The 21,138-nt window shown below is 65.9% G+C and carries 12 protein-coding genes; 11 read left to right on the top strand and 1 reads right to left on the bottom strand.

The window, feature by feature from the left end:
* Positions 1-870: 870 nt before the first annotated feature.
* On the top strand, positions 871-8,307 hold the full coding sequence (locus ACLML9_RS11555; protein ID WP_411945507.1) for a hypothetical protein: 7,437 nt from the start codon (positions 871-873) through the stop codon (positions 8,305-8,307).
* 19 nt (positions 8,308-8,326) lie between these two features.
* Positions 8,327-8,881, top strand: a complete 555-nt coding sequence (locus ACLML9_RS11550; RefSeq protein WP_411945506.1) for a hypothetical protein — start codon at positions 8,327-8,329, stop codon at positions 8,879-8,881.
* Between the two features lie 153 nt (positions 8,882-9,034).
* On the opposite strand, the gene ACLML9_RS11545 is transcribed toward ACLML9_RS11550, so the two are convergent.
* Complete coding sequence (locus ACLML9_RS11545; protein WP_411945505.1) at positions 9,035-9,934, bottom strand: MurR/RpiR family transcriptional regulator; 900 nt, start codon at positions 9,932-9,934, stop codon at positions 9,035-9,037.
* 140 nt (positions 9,935-10,074) lie between these two features.
* Here ACLML9_RS11545 and ACLML9_RS11540 point away from each other — a divergent pair, with 140 nt between their 5' ends.
* The 9 genes from ACLML9_RS11540 to ACLML9_RS11500 all read left to right on the top strand — a co-directional run bounded on the left by ACLML9_RS11540 (position 10,075) and on the right by ACLML9_RS11500 (position 21,138).
* Complete coding sequence (locus tag ACLML9_RS11540; RefSeq protein WP_411945504.1) at positions 10,075-10,851, top strand: amino acid ABC transporter ATP-binding protein; 777 nt, start codon at positions 10,075-10,077, stop codon at positions 10,849-10,851.
* Positions 10,852-10,863: 12 nt separating this feature from the next.
* Positions 10,864-11,796 (top strand): glutamate ABC transporter substrate-binding protein, encoded by a 933-nt coding sequence (locus ACLML9_RS11535; RefSeq protein ID WP_411945503.1) that lies wholly within the window; start codon positions 10,864-10,866, stop codon positions 11,794-11,796.
* A 27-nt stretch (positions 11,797-11,823) separates the two neighbouring features.
* Entirely contained in the window at positions 11,824-12,474 is a 651-nt protein-coding gene (locus tag ACLML9_RS11530) for an amino acid ABC transporter permease (protein ID WP_411945502.1), read from the top strand.
* Positions 12,471-13,331 carry an amino acid ABC transporter permease gene (locus ACLML9_RS11525; RefSeq protein WP_411945501.1) on the top strand — a complete coding sequence of 287 codons (861 nt, stop codon included), beginning with the start codon at positions 12,471-12,473 and terminating at the stop codon, positions 13,329-13,331. The genes ACLML9_RS11530 and ACLML9_RS11525 overlap by 4 nt, the downstream gene beginning before the upstream one ends.
* Entirely contained in the window at positions 13,328-14,185 is an 858-nt protein-coding gene (locus tag ACLML9_RS11520) for an enoyl-CoA hydratase/isomerase family protein (protein WP_411945500.1), read from the top strand. Before ACLML9_RS11525 ends, ACLML9_RS11520 begins: the two co-directional genes overlap by 4 nt.
* The gene (locus ACLML9_RS11515) at positions 14,185-16,380 is read left to right on the top strand and encodes an acetate--CoA ligase family protein (protein WP_411945499.1); all 2,196 of its coding nucleotides are present in this window, start codon (positions 14,185-14,187) and stop codon (positions 16,378-16,380) included. Before ACLML9_RS11520 ends, ACLML9_RS11515 begins: the two co-directional genes overlap by 1 nt.
* A 364-nt stretch (positions 16,381-16,744) precedes the next feature.
* The gene (locus ACLML9_RS11510; RefSeq protein ID WP_411945498.1) at positions 16,745-17,956 is read left to right on the top strand and encodes a CaiB/BaiF CoA transferase family protein; all 1,212 of its coding nucleotides are present in this window, start codon (positions 16,745-16,747) and stop codon (positions 17,954-17,956) included.
* A 264-nt stretch (positions 17,957-18,220) separates the two neighbouring features.
* Positions 18,221-19,312, top strand: coding sequence for a hypothetical protein (locus ACLML9_RS11505; RefSeq protein ID WP_411945497.1), 1,092 nt, complete (start codon positions 18,221-18,223; stop codon positions 19,310-19,312).
* Between the two features lie 386 nt (positions 19,313-19,698).
* Positions 19,699-21,138: an NAD(P)/FAD-dependent oxidoreductase gene (locus tag ACLML9_RS11500; protein ID WP_411945496.1), complete on the top strand. Its 1,440-nt coding sequence runs from the start codon at positions 19,699-19,701 to the stop codon at positions 21,136-21,138.

The following is a 21,138-nucleotide window of genomic DNA, read 5'->3' as shown; positions in this document are numbered from 1 at the left end:
GCAGCGCGCCCCGCGGATCGAGGTGGCGACCACGGCTCAGCGCCGGGGCCGTCCGGCCACCCAGCCCAGCCGAACCGGCCGATACCATCGCCCGGGCCTGACGACACGCCCAACGAGACCCCGGAGATCCGCCCGCACCCCGCCGACAGCGAGTCGGCCGGCGCCCACACCGGATCGGACGATTTCCCTGAGGCTCCGCAACGCGCCATTGCGCCGGACGAGACCGTTGATCGGGGCGGCACCCGGCACCGCACCGATGCCGCTACCGCCGACGAGTCGCGGCAGCATCCTGCCGAGATCGGTGCCGAACAGCAGCAACCCCTCCCCTCGCCCGCGGCGGCAGGGGAGGGAAACACTGCCCGGGCCACCCCCGAAGGATCGCCACCACGGACACAGCAGCTCGTTGACGGCGATCCGCACCACGCGCGTCCCGACCCCGTCTCCCGGCCCGGGTCACCCGGGCAGGACCGTGAGGGCCGTCTGCCTGGGACCTCCGCATCGGACACGCAGCCACGATCAGGGCTGTCCGGCACTGGTTCGTCCGCCGAATCGGCGCCACCGAAGAATTCGATCTCCCCCGATAGGTCCGGCGCAGCGCCGCAACAGCGCAGGGCGGCCGCCGAACCGGCGTCGAGGCCCGGTACCGGCAATGACATACCAGCACGCGTTACCGCGAGAACCGGCGACGACGTTCCCCCGAGATCCACCCCTGAGCCGTCCTCGGAGACCGGGATATCTCGGTCTCCGAAACATCCCGACCCCGCGGGAGAGCATGAGAGCGCCGCGCGGCGGACCGGGAAACCGGAGGCCGAGGACGGGAAAACCGCCACACGGCAGCGTCTCACAGAGGAGAAGCAGCACAACGAGGCGTTGCGCGCAGACCAGCGGCGACGGGTCGCCGAGGCAGCGGAACGGGAACAGTCCGCGCACGCCGAATTGCAGCGGCGGGAGGCCGCGGCACGGACGGCGGCGGAGACCGAACACGGCACCCGCCGCAGCATCGGCGAGCGGGCGCGTGATCTGCTCGGCCACAGCTCACCGGAGGACCGCGTGGCAGCGGACGCGGCGCGGACGGCCAAGGAACACCTCCGGCAGGCGCGGGCGGACCTGGCCGAGAGTCAGGCCGTATACGAGGCGGCGGTGGCCGAGCACGACTCGGTGCTGGCGACGGTGGCTCGCGAGTCGGTCGCGCTCTCGGATACGGCCGGTATTGCGCTGATGAAAAGATTCGAGGCCGGGTCGCTCACCGATCGGGACGCGGTCTTCGACGCAGTGGCCAAAGAGCGGGTACGTGCTTCCTTGGAAGCGGCTCGTGCGATCGGCGCCCAGCGGGAGATAATGAGCAAGCGCGAGGGTGGCAACCCGATGGAGACGGCCGCACCGGAAACGTTGATCACCAGGATGACGCGCGGCTCCACGGAGGAGCGCGTGGCGGCGATGACCGAGTGGATTCGCCGCGGCGACGACCGGCACCGAGTGGCGCGGGAGACACAGGTCGCGGCCTTCCTGGCAATGAAGCACGGTCCGGTCGATATGCAGACCGGTGAGGGCAAAACCCTTGTGACGGTCATGAAACTGGTCACCGACGCCACCGATCACGGCACTGCGCACGCATGGACCAGTAGCGATCTGCTGGCCGGAGAACTGGCGGGGGAGTTGCAGCACTTCATCGAGCGGCCGGGTGTCGACCTCGGGATCGATGTGTACCGGATGGATCAGGACAACGTGCTTCCGGAACCGTCGGGGGACCGTCGCCGGATCATTGTGGGCACGAAGGAGGATTATCAGTTCCGGGCGTTGAAAGCCGCGGATTCGATGATCGGCAAGATCGAGGCGACAGCTGCCGCACCCGGCGACGCGACGGCATTGCGTGAGTGGCTGAATACGAAGCCGTCGATCGACGACATCAAGGCCCGGCTCGATACCACCGCACGGGAAGGGGGCTTGGACGACCGCTTCGATCCGTTCCCGGCCGGGAAGCACACGATCGATGAACTCGACAGTATCTTCGACGGGAACACCGAATGTGTGCTGTCGCCGGGGGCCGCGGAGAACGCGCCTCCCGCGGATGTTGCGAGGCTGGAACAGATATGGGACCGGTTGACGACTGCCGAGCGTGAGTACGCCTTGACAGCAAGTGATTTCGGCAAACCGGACAATACCCGGGGAATGTGGTCGTCGAAGACGACCCCGGCCGCACTGGAGAAGCTCAACCGGGTGGCCGGTGATCCCGTCGCCCCTGCGGAGATGAAGCTCTTCGCCGATGCCGCGAACGCCCGGTGGGGAGTGGAAAAAGGTACGCACTACATCAAGATCACCGAATCCGATGGTGAGGGAAAAATCGGCATTCTCGGTTCCGAGACCAATGATAAGCCGATGTGGGATCGAGAAAAGTCGACCGAGGTCCGATGGCAGGATATCGGCCAATTCGTCGACCTCAAAGAGGGTGTGCCGGTCCGCGCCGATCAGGAGCATTCATTACGGATGTCGGATCAGCAGTTGATCGGCAGTAAACTTCTTTTCGAGCCCTCTGGTCTGTCGGGAACGCTCAAGGGTGTGGAGAACGCACTGTACGACACCTACGGTGTCGGGCCGGTGCCGGAGATCCCACGATTCTACGATTCGAAACTTACGGTGGCCCCGCCCGAATTCGCGGAGAACACGCAAGCGAAACTCGAACGGATGGCCCGTGATATCGTCGCCGACGCCAAAGTAGTCGACGAGAATCAGACCGGAAATCCGCAGTGGGTTGTCTGTATGGACAACGGCGAAATCAGAGGTGATCCGGAAACCGGGAGATCAGGACTCATCGACTGGATCACGCGCGTCACCAAAGAGGAATACGGTGATGGCTTCGAGCTGAAATTCGAAGTGGTCGATGCGGATTTCTACGCCGAGCACGGTGGCAGCAATGCACAAGCCGAAGCCTTGGTCAGGCAGAAGATCAAGGAATTCGGGGAACCGGGCTCCATCTACATCACCAATAAGGACGGCGGCCGCGGCGCCGACCCGACACCCAGCAAGGAGTCGGTGGCATTGGGCGGCGTGAACGTCAAGGTCAGTGGCGGACCGGCGTATTCGCCCCGCGTGAACGAACAGGTCGACGGCCGTGCCGGGCGTAGTGGGTTCGGCGACGACCGGCAACACGGTGGCACCCCGGGTTCGGCGGTGCACTACATCTCACCCGAAGATTTCCGCGGCCGCGTGGTCGACCACGGTGTCGTCCAGCAGGTCGTCCGATACCAGACCGCGGTGGAGGAGTTCCATTCCGCCACGACGAATCACCAGGCCGAGGGCACCGCGACCACCCGAGCCGAACTGGATCAGGCCGAGACGCGCCTGAACGACGCCGAAGCTCTTCTGCGAGATCAAGCCATCCCAGCAATGAAGGACGCGGTCGAAAGGGACCTGCTCGAATCGCGGAACCCGAGCACCTACCGCGCGCATGCTCCACCCGCCGATCCGCACAGCCCGGAAACGCAGCAACCGGTGCATCCGCCACCCCGCGCAACGGGTACCACCACCCACACACCACAGATACCCATCGGAGCGGCCCTCACCGACACAGCGAAAACCCCTGCTGGGCAACCGGTGGCGTCGGGCAACCTCGACGAGCCGGCGAGTGGCGGGACGGCCGCGCCGGCGCGTGCAGCCGCGGACGCCAATGCGGAGGTGACCGATGCACTCGAGCGACAATTCGGCCCCACCGACCTCGCGCACGCATTCGACATGCTGGGGTGGGATCGGGAGAAAAAAGTTCCCACTGAGCCGGTTCTCCGATTGGCGGAGTCGATCAGCGCCGCCGGCTTCCGGGCTGCGGAACTCGGCGGCCGGCAGCTCCCCGAAGGCCGGGACACCGACGACTGGTTGCGGGAGAAAGCACAGAACGCGCTGCATGAGGCAACCCTCGGCTTGCCGGTCACGGACCGGGCACTCATCGAAGAAGCACTGGACACCCTTCGCCGGACCCAGCACCTCACCGCACCTCAAACGGCCGCGGTCGAGATACTCACGCAGCGCCTGCACACGGCACACCAGGGCGACACCCCGGTCAACCCCCTCACCGACGGGCATCCTCCGCTCGATCGGCACTCCCCGATCGACGGCACATCACACGAAATCAGCACGGCGCCCGTAAAACCGGCCACCGGGCAGGGAGCGGCGAGTGCGCTGACGGTGGACACAGCCGCCACCGACCCGCGGATATTGTCATCGGCCGAGGACCCGCTGAACCAAGGTAGAGGGACCGATCACGCTGCCACCGATGAGGACTCCGCGGTTCGTGCGCCGGGTGCGGAGGGTTTGGTTGGGCAGGTCGGTGGGTCGGATTCGGATCGGTCGCGGGGGCACGGGTCGGATGCTGTGGCGTTTGTGGAGTCGGGGGTGCTGGCCGGGCGGGTGGCGCGGGAGTATCGGTGGGGGGAGCTGTTCGATGATGTGGTGGGTCGGCTCAATGATGAGCGGGCACGTCTGGGTTTGGATCGTGTGGAGGTCAGGGATCCTTTCGAACCTCGGCAGGTCGAGACTCTGACGGTGGGGTTGTCTCTGCTGCTGGCCGGTATGCCGCGACCGCTGGAAGCGGGGTTGGCCGGTGCGGTCGAGCGGTTGCTGGAACTCACCGAGCAGGTCCGTGGTGACGGGGTGGAGGGTGCTCGGCAGTTGCGGGACACGCTCGAGTCGTGGGATGCCCGGGCGGGGCGTGACACGGACGGGAACGTCATCGGGGAGCGTGATAAGAGGACCGGGGTTCTGGTCCGGGACGGTGTGGTGTGTGGTCCGGCGCTGGCGATGATGTTGAACGATTTGTTTCATTCGGTGCGTAGTGCGGATCCGGTCTTGGCGCAGCGTGTTCGTGCGGTGGGGGTGCCGAGGGTTACTGCCGAGAAACCGGAGTCGGAACCTGCCAGTTTGTCGTTTCTGTTCGGTGGGCATGCCAGGTATGTCGGGCAGGGGGTGGCCGGGCATCGGTCCATCGAGGCGAGGCTTTTCGGTGCCCTCGAGGGCCGGCCGGTGACGTGGGAGCAGCGGTTGGCCAATCATGGCCGGGCGGTGGTGGTGTTCGACGCCTACACCGGTGTCGGTGATCACGGCCATGCGTATCTGGTGGTGAATCATCACGGTGAGTTGCTGGAGCTCGATCCGGTTCATGAGTCGTATCCGGTGGTGTTCGACCCGCAGCGGGCGGCTGGCGTGGTGTCCCACTCCCGGGTTATCGAGTTCGATGCTCGTGGTGTTGCGGTCGATCCGATCGTTACTGATCTGAGTGAGCCATTGGGTGAGCCACCGGGGCAGGCCCCGCCGCGGATGCCGCCCCTGCTCGGCAAACCAGAACCCGGTAACGAGCACGAACCCGAATCCTCCGCGACGAACACGTCGGGTGAGGACCCCGGAAAACCAAGCAGTACAGAAGAAGCGGAAACCAAAGAACCCGCGAAGAGCGACTCTCTGGCGCAGCGGGTCCGGGACGACCACGGTTTGCTCGCACGTCTCTTCGGCGAATCCGTCAACTTGACCGGCTTCTGGGTCACGGATACGATGACGCAGCTGTACTTCCTGCAGCAGGTCGGTCCGGGTACGGCCGGAGCCATCGGGTGGGTGTTGAAATTGCCCTACATCGGCGGTGTATTGGCCTCGGGTCCTGTGGCCGACCATGCCCACCCGAAGAAATGGCTGGTAATCAGCCAGCTCACCAGCGCCGCGGGAGGGTTGGTAGGGTTCATCGTTCTTGCGGCCGACTCGCCGTACTCGGTCCCCGTACTCGTCGGAACAACACTGCTCAGGGCGGGTGCCTCTGCCCTCTACGAGACCGCAATCTACGCGACGCTCAACCGAATGATCGGCAAGGGCGACGCGCAAGCCGGACTGACCCGCTTCACCATGCTCAACCGGCAACTCACCCGCGTTGCGGGACAAGGGCTCGCGCCCATCCTGTTGACAGCCGGCGCCTGGACGGGTCCGGCCACCGGAGTCACTGCGAACTTGGTGAATCTGGCGACCCTGTCCGGGTTACCGTCGTTCAAACCGGCAGCGGAACGGAATGACGGGGAAAACGCGTGGGTCTTTATGCGCAAGTCCCTCGCCGGAGGCTGGCATGCGGTCCAGGAGCAGCCCATACTGCGGCGTAACAACATCAACGCGGCTCTCCTCGATTTCTATTTGGGTTTGCAGAGTATTCAATTCCCCCTGCTGATGAGCAACGCCGGTCTGTCGGTGTGGGACCAGGGAGCGGTAATGGCCATTGCCCCGATGGGGGCGGTGGTCGGGAGCGCTGTACGCAAGAAGTGGCTGGCGACGACCAGTATCGACGCGCTGCTTGCGGCAAAATTGGCCGGTGTGGCCGGGCCCGCGATACTCCAGGCAACCACCGGCAATCCCTGGGTAGCGGCGGCGGGGTTTGCGGCCACCTGGGCCACATTCGGCACGGTTCAGGTGCCCCTCCAAACGTACATCAACAACACAACCCCGAACGAAGTGCTCGGACGGTCGAAATCGATCAGCGGTGTGACGGCCGTGAGCGCACTCTCGCTCGGTCCGGTGGTGGCTGGTGGTGGTATAGCGCTGTTGGGGGCCGAGGCCACCGGTGCGTCCGTGGCCTTGGCGTCCAGCGCGTCCGCGGGCTGGTATTTCTACCGGTGGCTGTTCAAAGGCCATAAGCTGCTGGACTGCATCAACCAGACATACCAGGCAGTTTGGGCGCTCGGTCTCGATACGGGTGTGAAACCGAGGAAATGGCAGAAGAGCCCGGAGCATCTGCGCAGAGCCATCGCCACCCAACTGGTGAAGATCGATGCCGATCCCGACACCGAGGACCCCGTCACCAAAACCATCGACGCCGTCCGCAATCTCGAAGACGGAGCCGACACCGCGGTCCTTGACGTCGGCGAGAAGATGCACGCAATCACGATCACCACTACCGACAACAAGCCGGGCGGGCATATCGTCGTCTTCGACACCAACATCACCAATCCCGGCGACCCTCACACCGACCCCGGTGATCCCGAGCGCATCCCCCGCGTTCGCATCCTCGAGAAATGGGACAGGCCCCAGCCTGTCCAAAATGCCTTCGTCGCATTCCTCACCACCGACGAGCAGGACAACCTCACCAACCTGTATCCGCACGATCCCAGCCAGGAAGCCCCCCGCCGGAACGGCAAAGTCCTGGGCCCGACCGAGGATCAGGGCAGCAGCGAGCCGGGTCCCGTTCCCGTTCCCTCGGCGGAGCCGTCGCCCGCGGACGATGGCGTATTCGCCCAGTTCTTAGTGAAAGTGCGTAGCGCACTCGGCGGGAGCCGAGTGGAGTCCCCGAGCGCACAGAAGCCGCCGCGGCCCACGCCGTGGAGCAGAACCGACCGGATGGCCCATGAGGCGGTCGTAGTCGGCAGGGGCGCCATTGATCTGGCCCTCGGCCGGGAGATGCCCTCTTCGTCGCCTGAGGACCGGCCCGAGAAGGTCGAGATTTCGGTGTCGGAAAAAGCCTTCACCTACTTGGGCCGGCAATCCGGATGGTCGGCACGGCCAGCGGCAGATGGGTCCTCCGCCCTGCTCGTGCGAGGTGCGCTCATTGTGAGCACCGAACCGGGCGAGGGCCTGTCCCACTCCGAACTCGCCCACCATACCCGGGTTACTCCGGACGGAGTGCGGTTCGTCAGCCTGCCCTACGAGTTCGCCCGGATGCATCGGAACGGTTCCGCACGCGATATGGCGGAGCTGAATCGTATCCGCCACCGGCTGCTCGACCAGAGCCGAGGACCCTTACCGGACCATGTGATAGCACGAGAAATCGAACTCATCCGCTCGACGTTGCCGGACACACTGTTCGAGAATCTGAGTCCGGCCGAGCATGCGGAGGTGAAGCGCGCCATCCGGCTCGCGGCCAACGGCCTGCACACTACATACACACTCTACGGTGGACACCCGGACCTCTTGCGCGACGGCGAGATCGTGGAGAACCAGATCATCGGCGACCTGGAACACGCCGACCACGGCACGCTCGCGACCTATCACAACGGCGCCGGGGTACTGGGGGACCTGCGTCTTCTCCAGAAACATCTGGACAACCTCACTGCCCAGGGCGTACCGATCACTCTCCAGGATCGACTCGACGTAATGGTGGCCGAGGTCTACAGCGACGCTGTCTACGGTAACGGTCGCCGCAGCGACAATCCGAAAGGTTTCGACGAACTACGGTCGGCCGCCCTCCTCGAGGCACATGCGCTCGCATCAGGTTATGCCCCCTGGCGAGCCAAACGTTTGCGAAAAATAGTGCTGGGCACGACATTCCGAAAGTACCGGCACACAGGCAGGTAGAGAAGACCTGGATTATCTTGTGCAAGCTGTCGCGGGCATCGACCTGCAAACGCTGTCCGAACCCGAAGCCGTCATGGACAGCTGCCGCTTGGCAGTCGAAGACAATATGTCCGCCCGATACTCACCGGACCTGATCCTCAGCAGAGCCGCCAGGGAAAAGGGCGTACGCCTCCGCTCTTTCATGGAAGCGTTGGAATTCATCGATGCCCACCCCGATCTGCGGCCGATAATGGACGATGGTGAACGGTCCGAATCGACCGTCAAGGAAGCGTTCGCGAAAAGAATGCTGGGTAACGCCGGCTTCATGGACCCCGATTCCGGAAAGGGATACAGCTACCCCTCGACCTGGACTCTCGAAAATGCGGATATGCGCAGAGACCACAGAGATTTCCTCCGCAGCACCGCCACGCGCCTGTTCGAGGGGCCCGGAACGCTGGATTTCCTGACCGCAGTCGAATTCTACGAGCTGACGAAAGAACACGCCGCGGAGATGCGGCGCAAACTCCACCGGGGACAGCAACCATGGGCAACCGGCCGGCCATGGCGGGCGCGAAGTGGTCATAGAACTTCCTGAGTGGCGAACCGACCCTTCGCAACTCACTCGAGGACCGACATCGACCCAGTTGATGGCCCGTCGTAGGGGGTACGCGGTGTCCACTGCGCAGGTATAGTCGGTTCTGGTCGACGGGTGGCGGTCCCGATGGGCGACGGTAATGAGGTGCCGGGTTCATTTCGAGGGCTCCGCCGCGTACACCTGGAAATCGCTCAAGAGTTGCTCTTCCTGCAACAGGGACGCGCGCGCTTCCCGTCCGTTGCGCCGGGCCACTTCGGCCACCAGCGCTTGCACCAATGCGACGAATCCGGTCATGGAACGCAGCACCGTCGCGGCAGACGCGTCGACGAAGAAAACATCGTGCGCGCTCGACACCAGTGGTGAGGCATGATTATCGGTCAGCGCGACCACATGGGCGCCCGCCGCCTGCGCCCACTGTGCGGACCGGACGGTGTCGGCTGTATAGCGGTGTATCGATATGGCCACGAAGCAATCCCCGGGCCGAACCGCGCGCAGGTCATCGGTGAGCGCGCCGGCCGCGGCGGTTATCAGGGACACGTCTTCTCGCAACATTTTCAGCAGATAGGCAAGCAGATATGCCGGCGTATGACATTTGCGCAGGCCCATGACGTGCACTCGGTCTGCCGTGGCCAGACGGTCGACGGCCGACTCCCAAGCGGACTCGTCCACGCGCGCGAAGGTTCGGACGAGATTGGCCTGATCGTAGGCCAGTGCGCGGGGTATTACACCGCCCTCGTTATCCGCCAGTTGTTCGAGGTTGTCGAAGCGCCGCAACAGTTGGGCCTGCTCGCGTAACCATTCACGGCACAAGCGGGTCAGTCCCGGGAACCCTTGGAGACCGAAGGCTGTCGCGAACCGCACCACGGTCGCCTCGTTTACCCCGGTGACCGACGCCAGCTCCGAGACGGTCATGAACGCGACCGCTTCCGGATCGGCCATGACCCGGTCGGCGAGCTTCCGGTGCGCCGCGGATAAATTATCGCGCCGTGCCCGCAGCTCGATGAGCAGCTCGGCGAACGTCTGTGGACTGTCAATCATACGTTCCAGCTTCATACCCTCATCTTGCCCAGGTGGGTTTCGGGAGAACCATCTTCCCAGCGATAGGAAATTATAGTTGCAATATATCGGTATGCTGCAAATCCGGTTGCAATCACTGTCGTCCCAAGAGGCCTTCCTCGACTACTAGGATGCTCATGAGATTATTCTGTGGCTCGGATCTCGCCCCCGCGACCACCGCCCCCCTCGTCGAGCTTCGTGGTGTGTGCAAGAGGTACGGGGATACTCCGGTTCTCCGCGATATCGACCTCGCGATCACCGAAGGGGAACTCGTAGTGGTGGTCGGGCCGTCCGGGTCGGGGAAGTCCACATTGTGCCGGACGATCAACCGGCTCGAGACCATCGACGCAGGCAATGTCGAGTATTGCGGCAGGCCCCTCCCCGCCGAAGGGACGGCTCTGCGCCGGGTCCGCGCCGAGATCGGCATGGTGTTCCAATCATTCGAGCTGTTTCCACATATGACAGCGCTGGAGAACATTGCTTTCGCGCCCATCCGGGTCCAGGGAATCGACCGCCGGACCGCGGAACGACGTGCCCGTGATCTCCTGGCCCGAGTCGGTCTACCGGATAAGGCCGGGTCCTACCCACCGCAGCTGTCGGGCGGTCAGCAACAGCGCGTGGCCATCGCACGCTGTCTCGCCATGCGCCCCCGACTCGTTCTGTTCGATGAACCCACCAGCGCGCTGGATCCCGAAATGGTGGGCGAAGTACTCGACGTCATGAAAGCGCTTGCCACGGAAGGGATGACCATGGTGGTGGTGACCCACGAGATGGGGTTCGCGCGGGCCTGCGCCGACCGCGTGATCTTCCTCGCCGACGGTGCCGTCGTCGAGGAGAACACGCCGGAAGTTTTCTTCACCGCCCCCGCCAGCGACAGGGCCAAGGAGTTCCTGGCCAAGGTATTGCCCCACTGAGGACCGACGATCGTGAACATTGCACTCCGCCGCGCTGTGCCGGCTTCCGATTTCCGCCGCAGCCTCGCGCTCCGTACCGGCCTCCTGTTCGCCGTCGCCGTACTACTCGCTGCTGCCTGCGATTCCGGGGCACCGAGCATCGACACCTCCGACCACCAACCACCGGTGGACACCACCGTATCCTTCGCCCCCGATTCGACCATGTATCGGTTACACGAGGCCGGCGCCTTACGGATCGGCACCAAACTCGATCAGCCGCTGTTCGGGCTGCGTAATCCGATCACCGGTCGGCCCGAGGGTTTCGACGCCGAAATGGGCAAACTCATCGCGGCCCGCCTCGGTATCCCGGCCGATCACATCGACTGGGTGGAGACGGTCTCCGCCAACCGTGATCCGTTCCTCCAGCAGGGCCGGGTCGACCTGGTGATCGCCACATACACGATCACCGACGCGCGGAAACAGATCATTGATTTCGCGGGCCCCTATTTCGTTGCCGGACAGTCGTTGCTGGTCCGGGCGGGAAACCCGGACCGGATCACCGGCCCAGCGGATCTTCCCGGTCGGAGGGTGTGCGCCGTCGAGGGGTCGGCGTCATCCTCCACGATCCGCCGAGTGGCTCCCGCGGCCGAACACGTGCTGTTCGACTCCTACAGCAAATGCGCCCAGGCGTTGAAGAATGGGCAGGTCTCGGCGGTGACCACGGACAACACCATCCTCGCCGGGCTCCGGAGCCGCGATATGGAGGCGTTCGACCTCGTCGACACGACCTTCAGTGACGAGCCCTACGGAATCGGCGTCGCCCGCGGGCACGCAGATCTGGTGGCTTTTATCGACAACCTACTGCGCAGCGCCTTCCAGGACGGAAGCTGGGCGGCGGCCTGGGACCGGACCGCGGGCCGGATCCTCGGTCCCGCACCCGCCCCGCCCGACCTGGACCGCTACTGAACTGCGCCGCGACAGGAGATCCGCACCGTGCAAATTCTCACCCACCATGCCGGCCTGCTCGGCCGGGCCGCCATGCTGACCCTGACCCTCGCCATCGGCGGTGGGGCCGCGGCGGCGGTAGTGGGACTTCTGGTCGGCCTGGCCCGGCTGTCCCCGGTACCGCTGCTGCGCCACCTCGGCGCGGCTTATGTGGAGCTGGTGCGCAATACGCCGCTCACCATCGTCTTCTTCCTTATGGTCTTCGTCTTACCGGAGATGGGCGTCCTGCTACCGAGCTACCCGATCACAGCGATTACCGCCCTGGGTTGCTACACCGCCGCATTCGTAGCCGAGGCGATCCGCGCCGGGGTGCGCACGGTCGGCCGGGGGCAAGCCGAGGCAGCTCGCGCGCTGGGGCTGTCATTTCTCGGGTCGATGCGCTATGTGCTGGTCCCACAGGCGCTGCGCGCGGTGGTACCACCGCTGGCGAGTATCTGGATCGCCTTGGTCAAGAACACTTCGGTGGCCGCAGGTTTCGGCGTCCTCGAACTGACTGCGGCGAGCCAGCGGATCAACTTCCTCGAACCCGCTGCTGTGATCCCCGTGCTGCTGTCGGTCGCCGCGGCGTATCTGGTGATCACGCTGGGGTCCGCCGCTCTCTTCCGCGTGCTGGAACGGCGGTCGGTGGTGGTCCGATGAGCGACAGCACATTCCTGTACGACCCGCTCGGTCCGCAGGGCGCCCGCCGCGTCCGGTGGATTTCGGTAGTCATCGCTGCGTTGGGTCTCGGGCTGGCCGTAGCGTTGCTGCGTCGACTGCAGGGTCAGGGTCATCTGGATCCGCAGGACTGGGCGATTCTCGCCGATCCCGACACCGGAGTACCGCAGACATTGTGGCGCGGCTATCTGGCGACATTGCGCGCTGCCCTGCTGGCCATGGTCCTGGCAGTGGGTGTCGGCCTCGCACTGGCCGTGGGACGAATGTCTCCGATACCGCCGGTGCGGACGATCGTCGGGGCGGTGGTGGAACTGCTGCGCGGTGTCCCCTTGCTACTGCTCATGTTGTTCGCTGCCCTCGGACTGCCCCGGTTGGGTGTGGAACTGAGCTTGCTGCAGGTAGTGGTACTCGCGCTGGTGGCCTACAACTCCGCAGTGCTGTGCGAGATATTCCGCAGTGGTATCGACGCCGTGGGTCGCGGCCAGCGTGAGGCCGCGGCCGCGCTCGGTGTGCATCCGGCGGTGGTGTTCTGGCGCGTCCTGCTGCCGCAGGCGATCCCCGCCATGCTTCCCATATTGGTCAGCCAGCTGGTGATTCTGCTCAAGGACACCTCACTCGGCTACATCATCGGTTACACCGAGCTGCTGCGCTCGGGGCGGTCGCTGGTCGAGTACTACGGCAGTCAGTACTCGCTCCAGCTCTATCTGGGCGCCGCCGCCCTGTACGTCGTCACCAATATCGCGCTCTCACTGGTCGCGCACCGGCTGGCCGGTCGGGCACGTGGCCGGAAAGGTCCTCGCGTGCCCCGAATGCTCACCGAAAAGGAAACCATCCGATGACCGATTCGCCTCACCTCTCGACGCCACCGCAGGCCGGGCCCACCCCGGACTGCCCGGACGCCGTAGCGACGGAAGATACCGCGGCAGCGGTCCTCATCGACCGGCGCGGCAGCACACTTGTGCTCACCTTGAACCGTCCCGACCGACTCAACGCGGTGAACGAAGAACTCTACCAGACTTTGATCGCTGCTCTGCACCTGGCCGAGACCGACTCACGGATCCGCTGTGTCCTGCTCACCGGTTCGGGGCGCGCGTTCTGTGTGGGCGCGGATTTGAAAGAGCACGGCTCCGGTGCCCGCACCAGAGAAGACCGGGAACACTATGTCCGGCTCGGGCAGGATGTGTGCCGGTTGATCCAATCCGGCAGCACCCCGGTCGTGGCCGCAGTGCACGGTTACGCGTTCGGCGCCGGGGCCGAACTGGCGGTCAGCAGCGATTTTCTCGTACTCGCCGACGATGCGCTCATGGGATTCCCCGAAGTGAGCCTCGGTACCTTCGTCGGGGGCGGGATCACCCATCGCCTGCCGCGGCTGGTCGGACTGCGCCGCGCGACCGATCTGCTGCTGCTCGGTGAGCGGTTTACCGGCACCCAGGCACTGGAATGGGGCCTCGCGCACAGCGTGGTCGGCCCGGACCGGGTGTACCCGGCGGCGCTCGAGCTTGCCGAGCGGCTTGCCGAACAGGCGCCACTGTCGGTGGCGCGGATGAAAGCCGCTCTCTACCGCGCCGACCCCGTCGACGCCGCATTCGGTACCGAACCGCGGGATCTGCTCGCGCTCATGGAAACCGCCGACTGGGCCGAAGGTGTCGCGGCATTCGCCCAGCGCCGGACCCCTGTGTTCCGGGGCGAGTGATGACTGAGACATTCCGGATCGCGGCGGTACCACGCTATGCCCCCCTTGGACCCGCTCCGGCCGATCAGAACTCTCCTGGTGGGGACCGTGACGTATTGCAGCGCCTACTGGACCCGCAGGCTATCGCGGTGATCGGCGCCTCCGCTGATCCCGCCAAACGCGGACACCAGATCCTGCGCGCGTTGCGCGACTCGGGTTACCCGCACCCGGTCTATCCGGTCAACCCCACCGCGCGCGAGATACTCGGTGTACCCGTACTCGCCAGCGCCGCCGCGCTGCCCTCCGGAGTCGATATCGCGGTGGTCGCGGTGCCGGGTGCCGGTGTCGCTCAAACACTGCGCGAATGCGCTGCGGCCGGGGTAGCGGGGGCTGTGGTGCTCGCGAACGGCTTCGCCGAGACAGGCGACCAGGGCGCGGCGGCCGCGGCGGAACTGGCCGCGGTAGTCGCAGAAACCGGTATCCGCGTCATCGGACCCAATACCTCCGGGCTATTGAACACCGAGTCCAGGGCGAATTTGATCGGACTCTCCCATGTACCCCGGGGACCGATCAGCGCGGTCACCCAGAGCGGGAACATGTTGCTGTCGCTCGTCCGCGACGCAGAGGCCGCCGGTGGCCCGGGATTCCATATCTGTCTCGGCCTCGGCAACCAGGCCGATATCAGCTATGCGGAATGCCTTACCGCACTCTCGGAGCAGGCGGGGACGGCCGCGGTGGCTGTACACGTAGAGGGGTTCACCGATGGTCGCGCCGTGTTGGTCGCCGCGGCCCGGGCCGCAGCCCACACCCCGGTGGTGATGCTGCGGGGCGGTCGTTCGGCCGCGGGGCAGCGCACTGTCGCCTCACATACCGGAGCGGTCGCCGCGCCGGACGCGGTCGCGACGGCGGTCCTGAAGCAGGCCGGAATCGAATTGGTCTCGCGTTCGGACGAACTCGCTGTCATTGCCGGCGCACTGGCTACGCTGCCGCCCGCGCGCGTCAACGGTCGGCCGATCATTCTCAGTGACGGCGGCGGTCACGCCGCTCTGGCAGTAGACGCGCTCGCCGGGCACGATGTGCAAATCGCCGCGCTGCGGCCCGAGACCACCGCCGCGCTGCGCGCCTTACTCGGGCCGAACGCCGCAGTCGACGGTCCGGTGGACGTGGCAGGCGCGACCGATGCCGACCCATCGGTATTCGCGGCCGCCACCGAACTGCTGATGCGTGATCCGAACGTCGGATCCTTACTGATCATCGGGTTGTTCGGTGGCTACCATCGCCGCTTCGACGCACGGCTGGAAGCCGTGGAGGATACGACGGCCGAGCATTTGCTGGCCCTGTCCGCTCGGCACCGGGTTCCGCTCCTGGTGCAGTCGTGCTACGCAGGGGAACAGATCGCGAATCTCGACAGCCTGCGCTCCGGTGGGGTCCCGGTCACGGCGTCCATCGAGCTCGCGGCCAGGGCGGTGGCTGCGCTGGACCGCCGCCGGAATCGGGCGGCGACCGCTACGGCACGCTCCAGCCTGCGGCTCCCGCCACCTGCCGCACCGCTGCTCGAATCCGGCCTGCTACCCGAACCGGCCGCGCGACGGTTTCTGGAAGAAACCGGTATCGTGACCGGGCCTTGGACCTTTGTAGACGGTGTGGAGCAGGTCGATCGGGCGGTAACGGATTTCGGTTGCCCGTGCGCGGTGCGGATCGTTTCCCCCGACGTCATACACAAGTCCGACGCGGGCGGTGTCCGCTTGGACGTCACGGCTGAAAACGCGGCCTCCACGGCGACCGAAATGATCAGTACGGTCACCGCGGCCGTGCCCGGCGCCCGCATCACCGGCTTCGTGGTCACCCCCATGCGTCACGACGCGCTCGAACTCCTCATCGGTGCGACCCGCGATCCGGTGTTCGGTCCGGTGATCGCCTTCGGCGCCGGCGGAACGCTGGTCGAAGTGCTGGATGATGTGGCTTTCCGGGCCGCACCATGCAGCGAGCTCGAAGTTGCCGAGATGATCGCCGAGACTCGAATCGACCGGCTCCTGGACGGTTTCCGAGGTGGGCCGCCGGTCGGGCGGGACGAACTCACCACCTTGCTGGTCCGGGTGAGTCGGCTCATCGCGACGCATCCGGAGATCGCGGAACTCGACCTCAACCCGGTGCTCGCCGGCCCGGGGGGCATCGTGCCGGCGGATATCCGCATCATCGTAAAGCACCAGCAATGAGCAAAACTGTCAGTGGCGTGATGGCAACGCTCATCCAGCGGCTCGACCGAGTTGACGGACACCAGCCATGGCCTCCGCGACCACACGACCGCCGGTCGCCGGTTCGGATATTTCCGCTTCCTCACCGAGCTTCCCCGGCCGAGAGGTGAAGATCTCGCCGCCGACTGTCATGCCCTGGGGCAGTCCGACGTGGCGCCGTCCCCGCGGAAACTCTCGGGCCCCTCGCTGTCCGCCTCTCTGATGGCCGACAGCGCCCCTTTGCCGAGGCAGGCGAATGACCGGCGGGTGGCGCCGGAGCGCAGCGCGTGGCGCTCCCGCGCCACCCCTCGGCCCTGCCCCCGTGGCCACCGGAGATAATGCCGCGATGGACTCCGCGACAACCGGTGCGCTCGACGGTATCCGGGTACTCGAGATCGGTACGCTGATCTCCGGCCCCTTCGCCGGCCGCCTACTCGGTGATATGGGCGCCGAGGTGATCAAACTCGAGCCTCCGGACGCCCCGGACCCGCTGCGCACCTGGGGTCAGGCCGAACTCGACGGACATCATTTCTTCTGGACCGTGCACGCGCGCAACAAGAAAGCTGTGACGCTGAACCTGCGGGAGGACGCGGGCCGGGACCTGTTCCTGGAACTCGCCGCGAAATCCGACATCATCGTGGAGAACCTGCGTCCGGGCACACTGGAACGCTGGGGTCTCGGCTACGACATACTGCGGGAACGCAATCGGGGCATCATCCTGGTCCGGGTATCCGGGTACGGGCAGACCGGCCCGGAGGCACGCAAGGCCGGATATGCCTCGGTCGCCGAAGCGGCCAGCGGCCTGCGCCATATGAACGGTTTCCCCGGCGGCCCGCCGCCGCGGCTCGCCCTCTCCCTCGGCGACAGCCTGGCCGGGATGTTCGCCGCCCAGGGGGCGCTGGCGGCGTTGTACCGGCGCACTGTCACCGGGGAGGGGCAGATCGTCGACGCCGCGCTCACCGAGGCCTGCCTGGCGGTGCAGGAGTCCACCATCCCCGACTACGACATCGGCGGTGTGGTCCGCGGCCCGTCGGGTACCCGGCTGGAAGGTATCGCGCCGTCCAATATCTACCGCACCGCCGACGGAAGCTGGGTGGTGATCGCAGCCAACCAGGACACGGTGTTCCGCCGGCTCTGCGCGGCAATGGAAAAACCGGAACTGGCCACCGACGAACGATTCGCGAACCACACCGCACGCGGCCGCAACCAGGACGAACTCGATGCGATCATCGGCGAATGGGCGGCGCGGCGACAGCCGGGGGAGATCATCGCGACGCTCGGCGAAGCCGGGGTGATCAGCGGGCCCATCAACACCGTCGCCGAGGTGGTCACCGACCCGCAGCTGAACGCGCGTGGCATGATCGCCGACCACTACGACGAGCGCATCGAACGGAATGTGAAGGGTCCGGGCGTCGTACCTGTGCTGTCGGCGACCCCGGGGACAATCCGCAACGCCGGGTCGGCACGGCCGGGCCAGCACAACGACGAGGTGTACTCCGGTCTGCTCGGGAAATCCGCGGCCGAGGTGGCGGCGCTGCGGTCGCAGGGGATCGTCTAGCGTGTCGGATTCCGGGGCGGCCGGCAGGCGAGGCGATTCGCCGGATCCGGTCCCCGAGAGCGGCCCGCTCGACCATGTGTAGCGGCTATCATCGGACAGTGGCGTGAGACACCATGCGGCACATTGTCGTCGACGACGATCGGCCGGATGCGTGTCGACCACCTCGGGCGATCGGCGCCGGGCCGGTCGCCTTCCTGCCGGGCGACAGAAGAGTGACGCATGACCAGGTACGCGCATTTTGTAGGTAGCCTCCCCGCTGAACTGATGACAGGAGGTGATCGTGGCGTCCTGGACTGGTTCGCGGCGCACACCGAGGGCCGCCCCGTCACCGCGATCCCTTGCGACTTGGATCCCGACTGGATCCTGGCATATCTGAAGGACCTCGGGAACCGCACCGACACCCTGGAGGTATTGCGTCCGGGCGGATTCGACGGATACTCCGATTTCCCCACCTACGGCGTCCGGGCCGGCCGGACCCTCGAACCGCAAGATGTCTCGATGAACCGGGTCGAACGGATCGGCGAAGTGGTGACGGCCTTCGAGTCGTTCCTACGCGACCGGCCCGAACTGGCCGGAACCAAACTCCAGCTCAGCCAGCCCCATCCGCTGGATCTCGCCATGTTCGTCCACGCCGGTGGCGCCGTGGCCACCGGACTGCCGGTCGGACTGGCATTGCGGCGCGCGAATCTGGCCCTCACCGCGGTGCGGAATCTCCCGGTGTTCACCGAGGCGGTGCTGCAGGAGATGCGTGAGGTACGCCGCCGGCACGGCGATCTGATCGTCTGGCAGGTGGAAACCCCGATCTCGCTGCTGAGCATGGTCAAGGCGCAGCAACTGGGGGCGCTGGGGGCGCTGGCGCCGGTGGTCGCGGGACAACTCGCCGGATTCCTGGAGAAGGTGCACGAGGTCGATCGTGAGCACGGTGTCGAGACCGATACCATCGTGCACCTGTGTTACGGCGACTACCAGCACGAGAGTCTGCTCAGCCCGAAGAATCTGGCACCCGCCGTCGCCCTGCTCGGCCGTACCGGACGCCGCCTCGCCGAACGCGGAGTGCCTGTTCCCCGGGTGCATATCCCGTGCGCGTACGGCGCCCACCCCGCGCCGGTCGACCCCGAGTTCTATGCGCCGCTGCGCGAACTCGGGCCCGAATGGCGAGTGATCGCGGGCGTGGTCTCCACCGACGACCCCGACCGGAGCGCGCAGGCGCTGGCGCTGTTCGAGCAGGCCCGCGATACCACCGCCTACGGGGTGGCCGCCGCGTGCGGTTTCGGTCGTAACAAGGCCGAGGAGGCCGAACAGGGCGCCGCGACCATCGCGTCGCTCGTCCGGTCACCGGAGATCAGCCGGGGTTGACCCGCCGGGCGAGGGCCGTCCCCGATTCGCCCCACCCGGCGGTTGGCCCGTGCCGCCGGGAGGGGCGATACCTCCGCCTTCGCCACGGCCTCCGCCGATTGCAGGCTCCGCCCTCGCCGCGGCCTGCCTCCATCGCGGGTACAGGCCGTGGAGGCGGCTCGGCCGGGGGGTCCCTACGGTGGGCCGACGGGTCTTAACGCTCTTTATTATTCGTGCAGATACGTAGTACGGATGCACGCACAATTGTGCGTGCGCTGATACACTCTCCTAGGCGCCATTCTGTTCGAAACCACCTGCGGCATCGCGATTCCGGGCCATGGACCCCGGGTCGGTCCGGCCGCCGGTGGCGGACCTCATGGTTCGTTCAGTTGATCCAGGAGTCAGCTATGGCGCACGATCCGCATGTTCTGATCATCGGCGGAGGCCCGGCCGGGTCGACCACGGCAGCATTGCTCGCCCGGGCAGGAATTCGGGTGACCCTCCTGGAGCGGGATACATTCCCCCGCTATCACATCGGAGAGTCGCTGCTGGCTTCGGTATTGTCGACGCTTCGCCTCTCGGGCGCCTACGACAAGGTGGCGGCGCACGGGTTCCAGGTGAAACGCGGCGGGTATTTCCAGTGGCAGGACGACACCTGGTTGCTGAACTGGGCGGCGCTGGTGGATGCCGAGGCCTGGTCGTGGCAGGTCGACCGTGCCGAATTCGATGAGATCCTGCTACGCAACGCCGCCGACCAGGGCGCCGAGGTGATCGAGGGTGCCGCGGTGAAGCGCGTTGTCTTCGACGACGACGAACGCCCCACCGCGGTCGAATGGGTACTCGCCGGCGAAGACACGGTCCGGACCACCGAGTTCGACTTTCTGGTCGACGCGTCGGGCCGCGCCGGGCTGCTGGCGAAGCATTTCAAGATGCGGCGGGTGCACAACGGGTTCCGCAATATCGGGATCTGGTCGTACTGGAGGGGCGCACGGCTGCACCCGGACAGTCCGGAAGGCGCGATCAATGTCGTGTCCACCTCGGAGGGCGGCTGGTTCTGGAACATTCCGCTCGCGAGCGGGAAACACAGCGTCGGCTACGTGATCTCCACCAAGATCGCCGCCGAACGGGTCCGTGAATACGGTTCCCGGGAGGCGTATTACCACGCCATCATCCGTGACACACCGGCGATGCAGAAATTGGTCGACGGCGCGGAACAGATCGCCGAGGTGCGCGCCGAGCAGGACTACTCCTATGTCTCGGACCGGCTCTGGGGTCCCGGCTACGCGCTGGTCGGTGATTCCGCGCTGTTTCTCGATCCGCTGCTGTCCACGGGGGTGCACCTGGCCACCTACGGCGGGCTCACCGCGGCCGCGTCCATCGCGACCTACCTGCGTGGCGAGATGAGCGAAGCCGACGCCCTGGCCTTCCACGAATACACCTATCGACGGGCCTACGAGCGGTTCCTGACCCTGGTCTCCCGTATGTACAAGGACTACATCGGCTCCGAGGAATACTTCGCGCACGCGAGCACCCTCACCGAGGAACACGAAAGCGATACCAATGAGCAGTCCTTCACCAGGATCATGGCCGGCCTGACCGACGTGGAAGAGACTTCCGGCACGCAGACCCGCACAGCGACCAGCACCATCGTCGGCGAAGCCGAGGGTTTCCGCGACGGCGAGTACGCCGAGGGCGCGAATATCGAGTACATGGGCCATCTCGATATGTCCCCGGTCTGGAACATCTGGCGCGATCCGCTCGGCGCGGACACCACGATGGGCGATATCCGGATCACCACCGCGCCGGTCCTGGGTCTCACCAGCGGCGCCCGCAGCGCCGCCGAATAG

This window comes from Nocardia sp. NPDC002869 (assembly GCF_046764065.1).
Classification (GTDB): Bacteria; Actinomycetota; Actinomycetes; order Mycobacteriales; family Mycobacteriaceae; genus Nocardia; species Nocardia rhamnosiphila.
The sequence above is the reverse complement of the archived record's forward strand: the minus strand, read 5'-3'. Positions and strand labels throughout refer to the sequence as shown.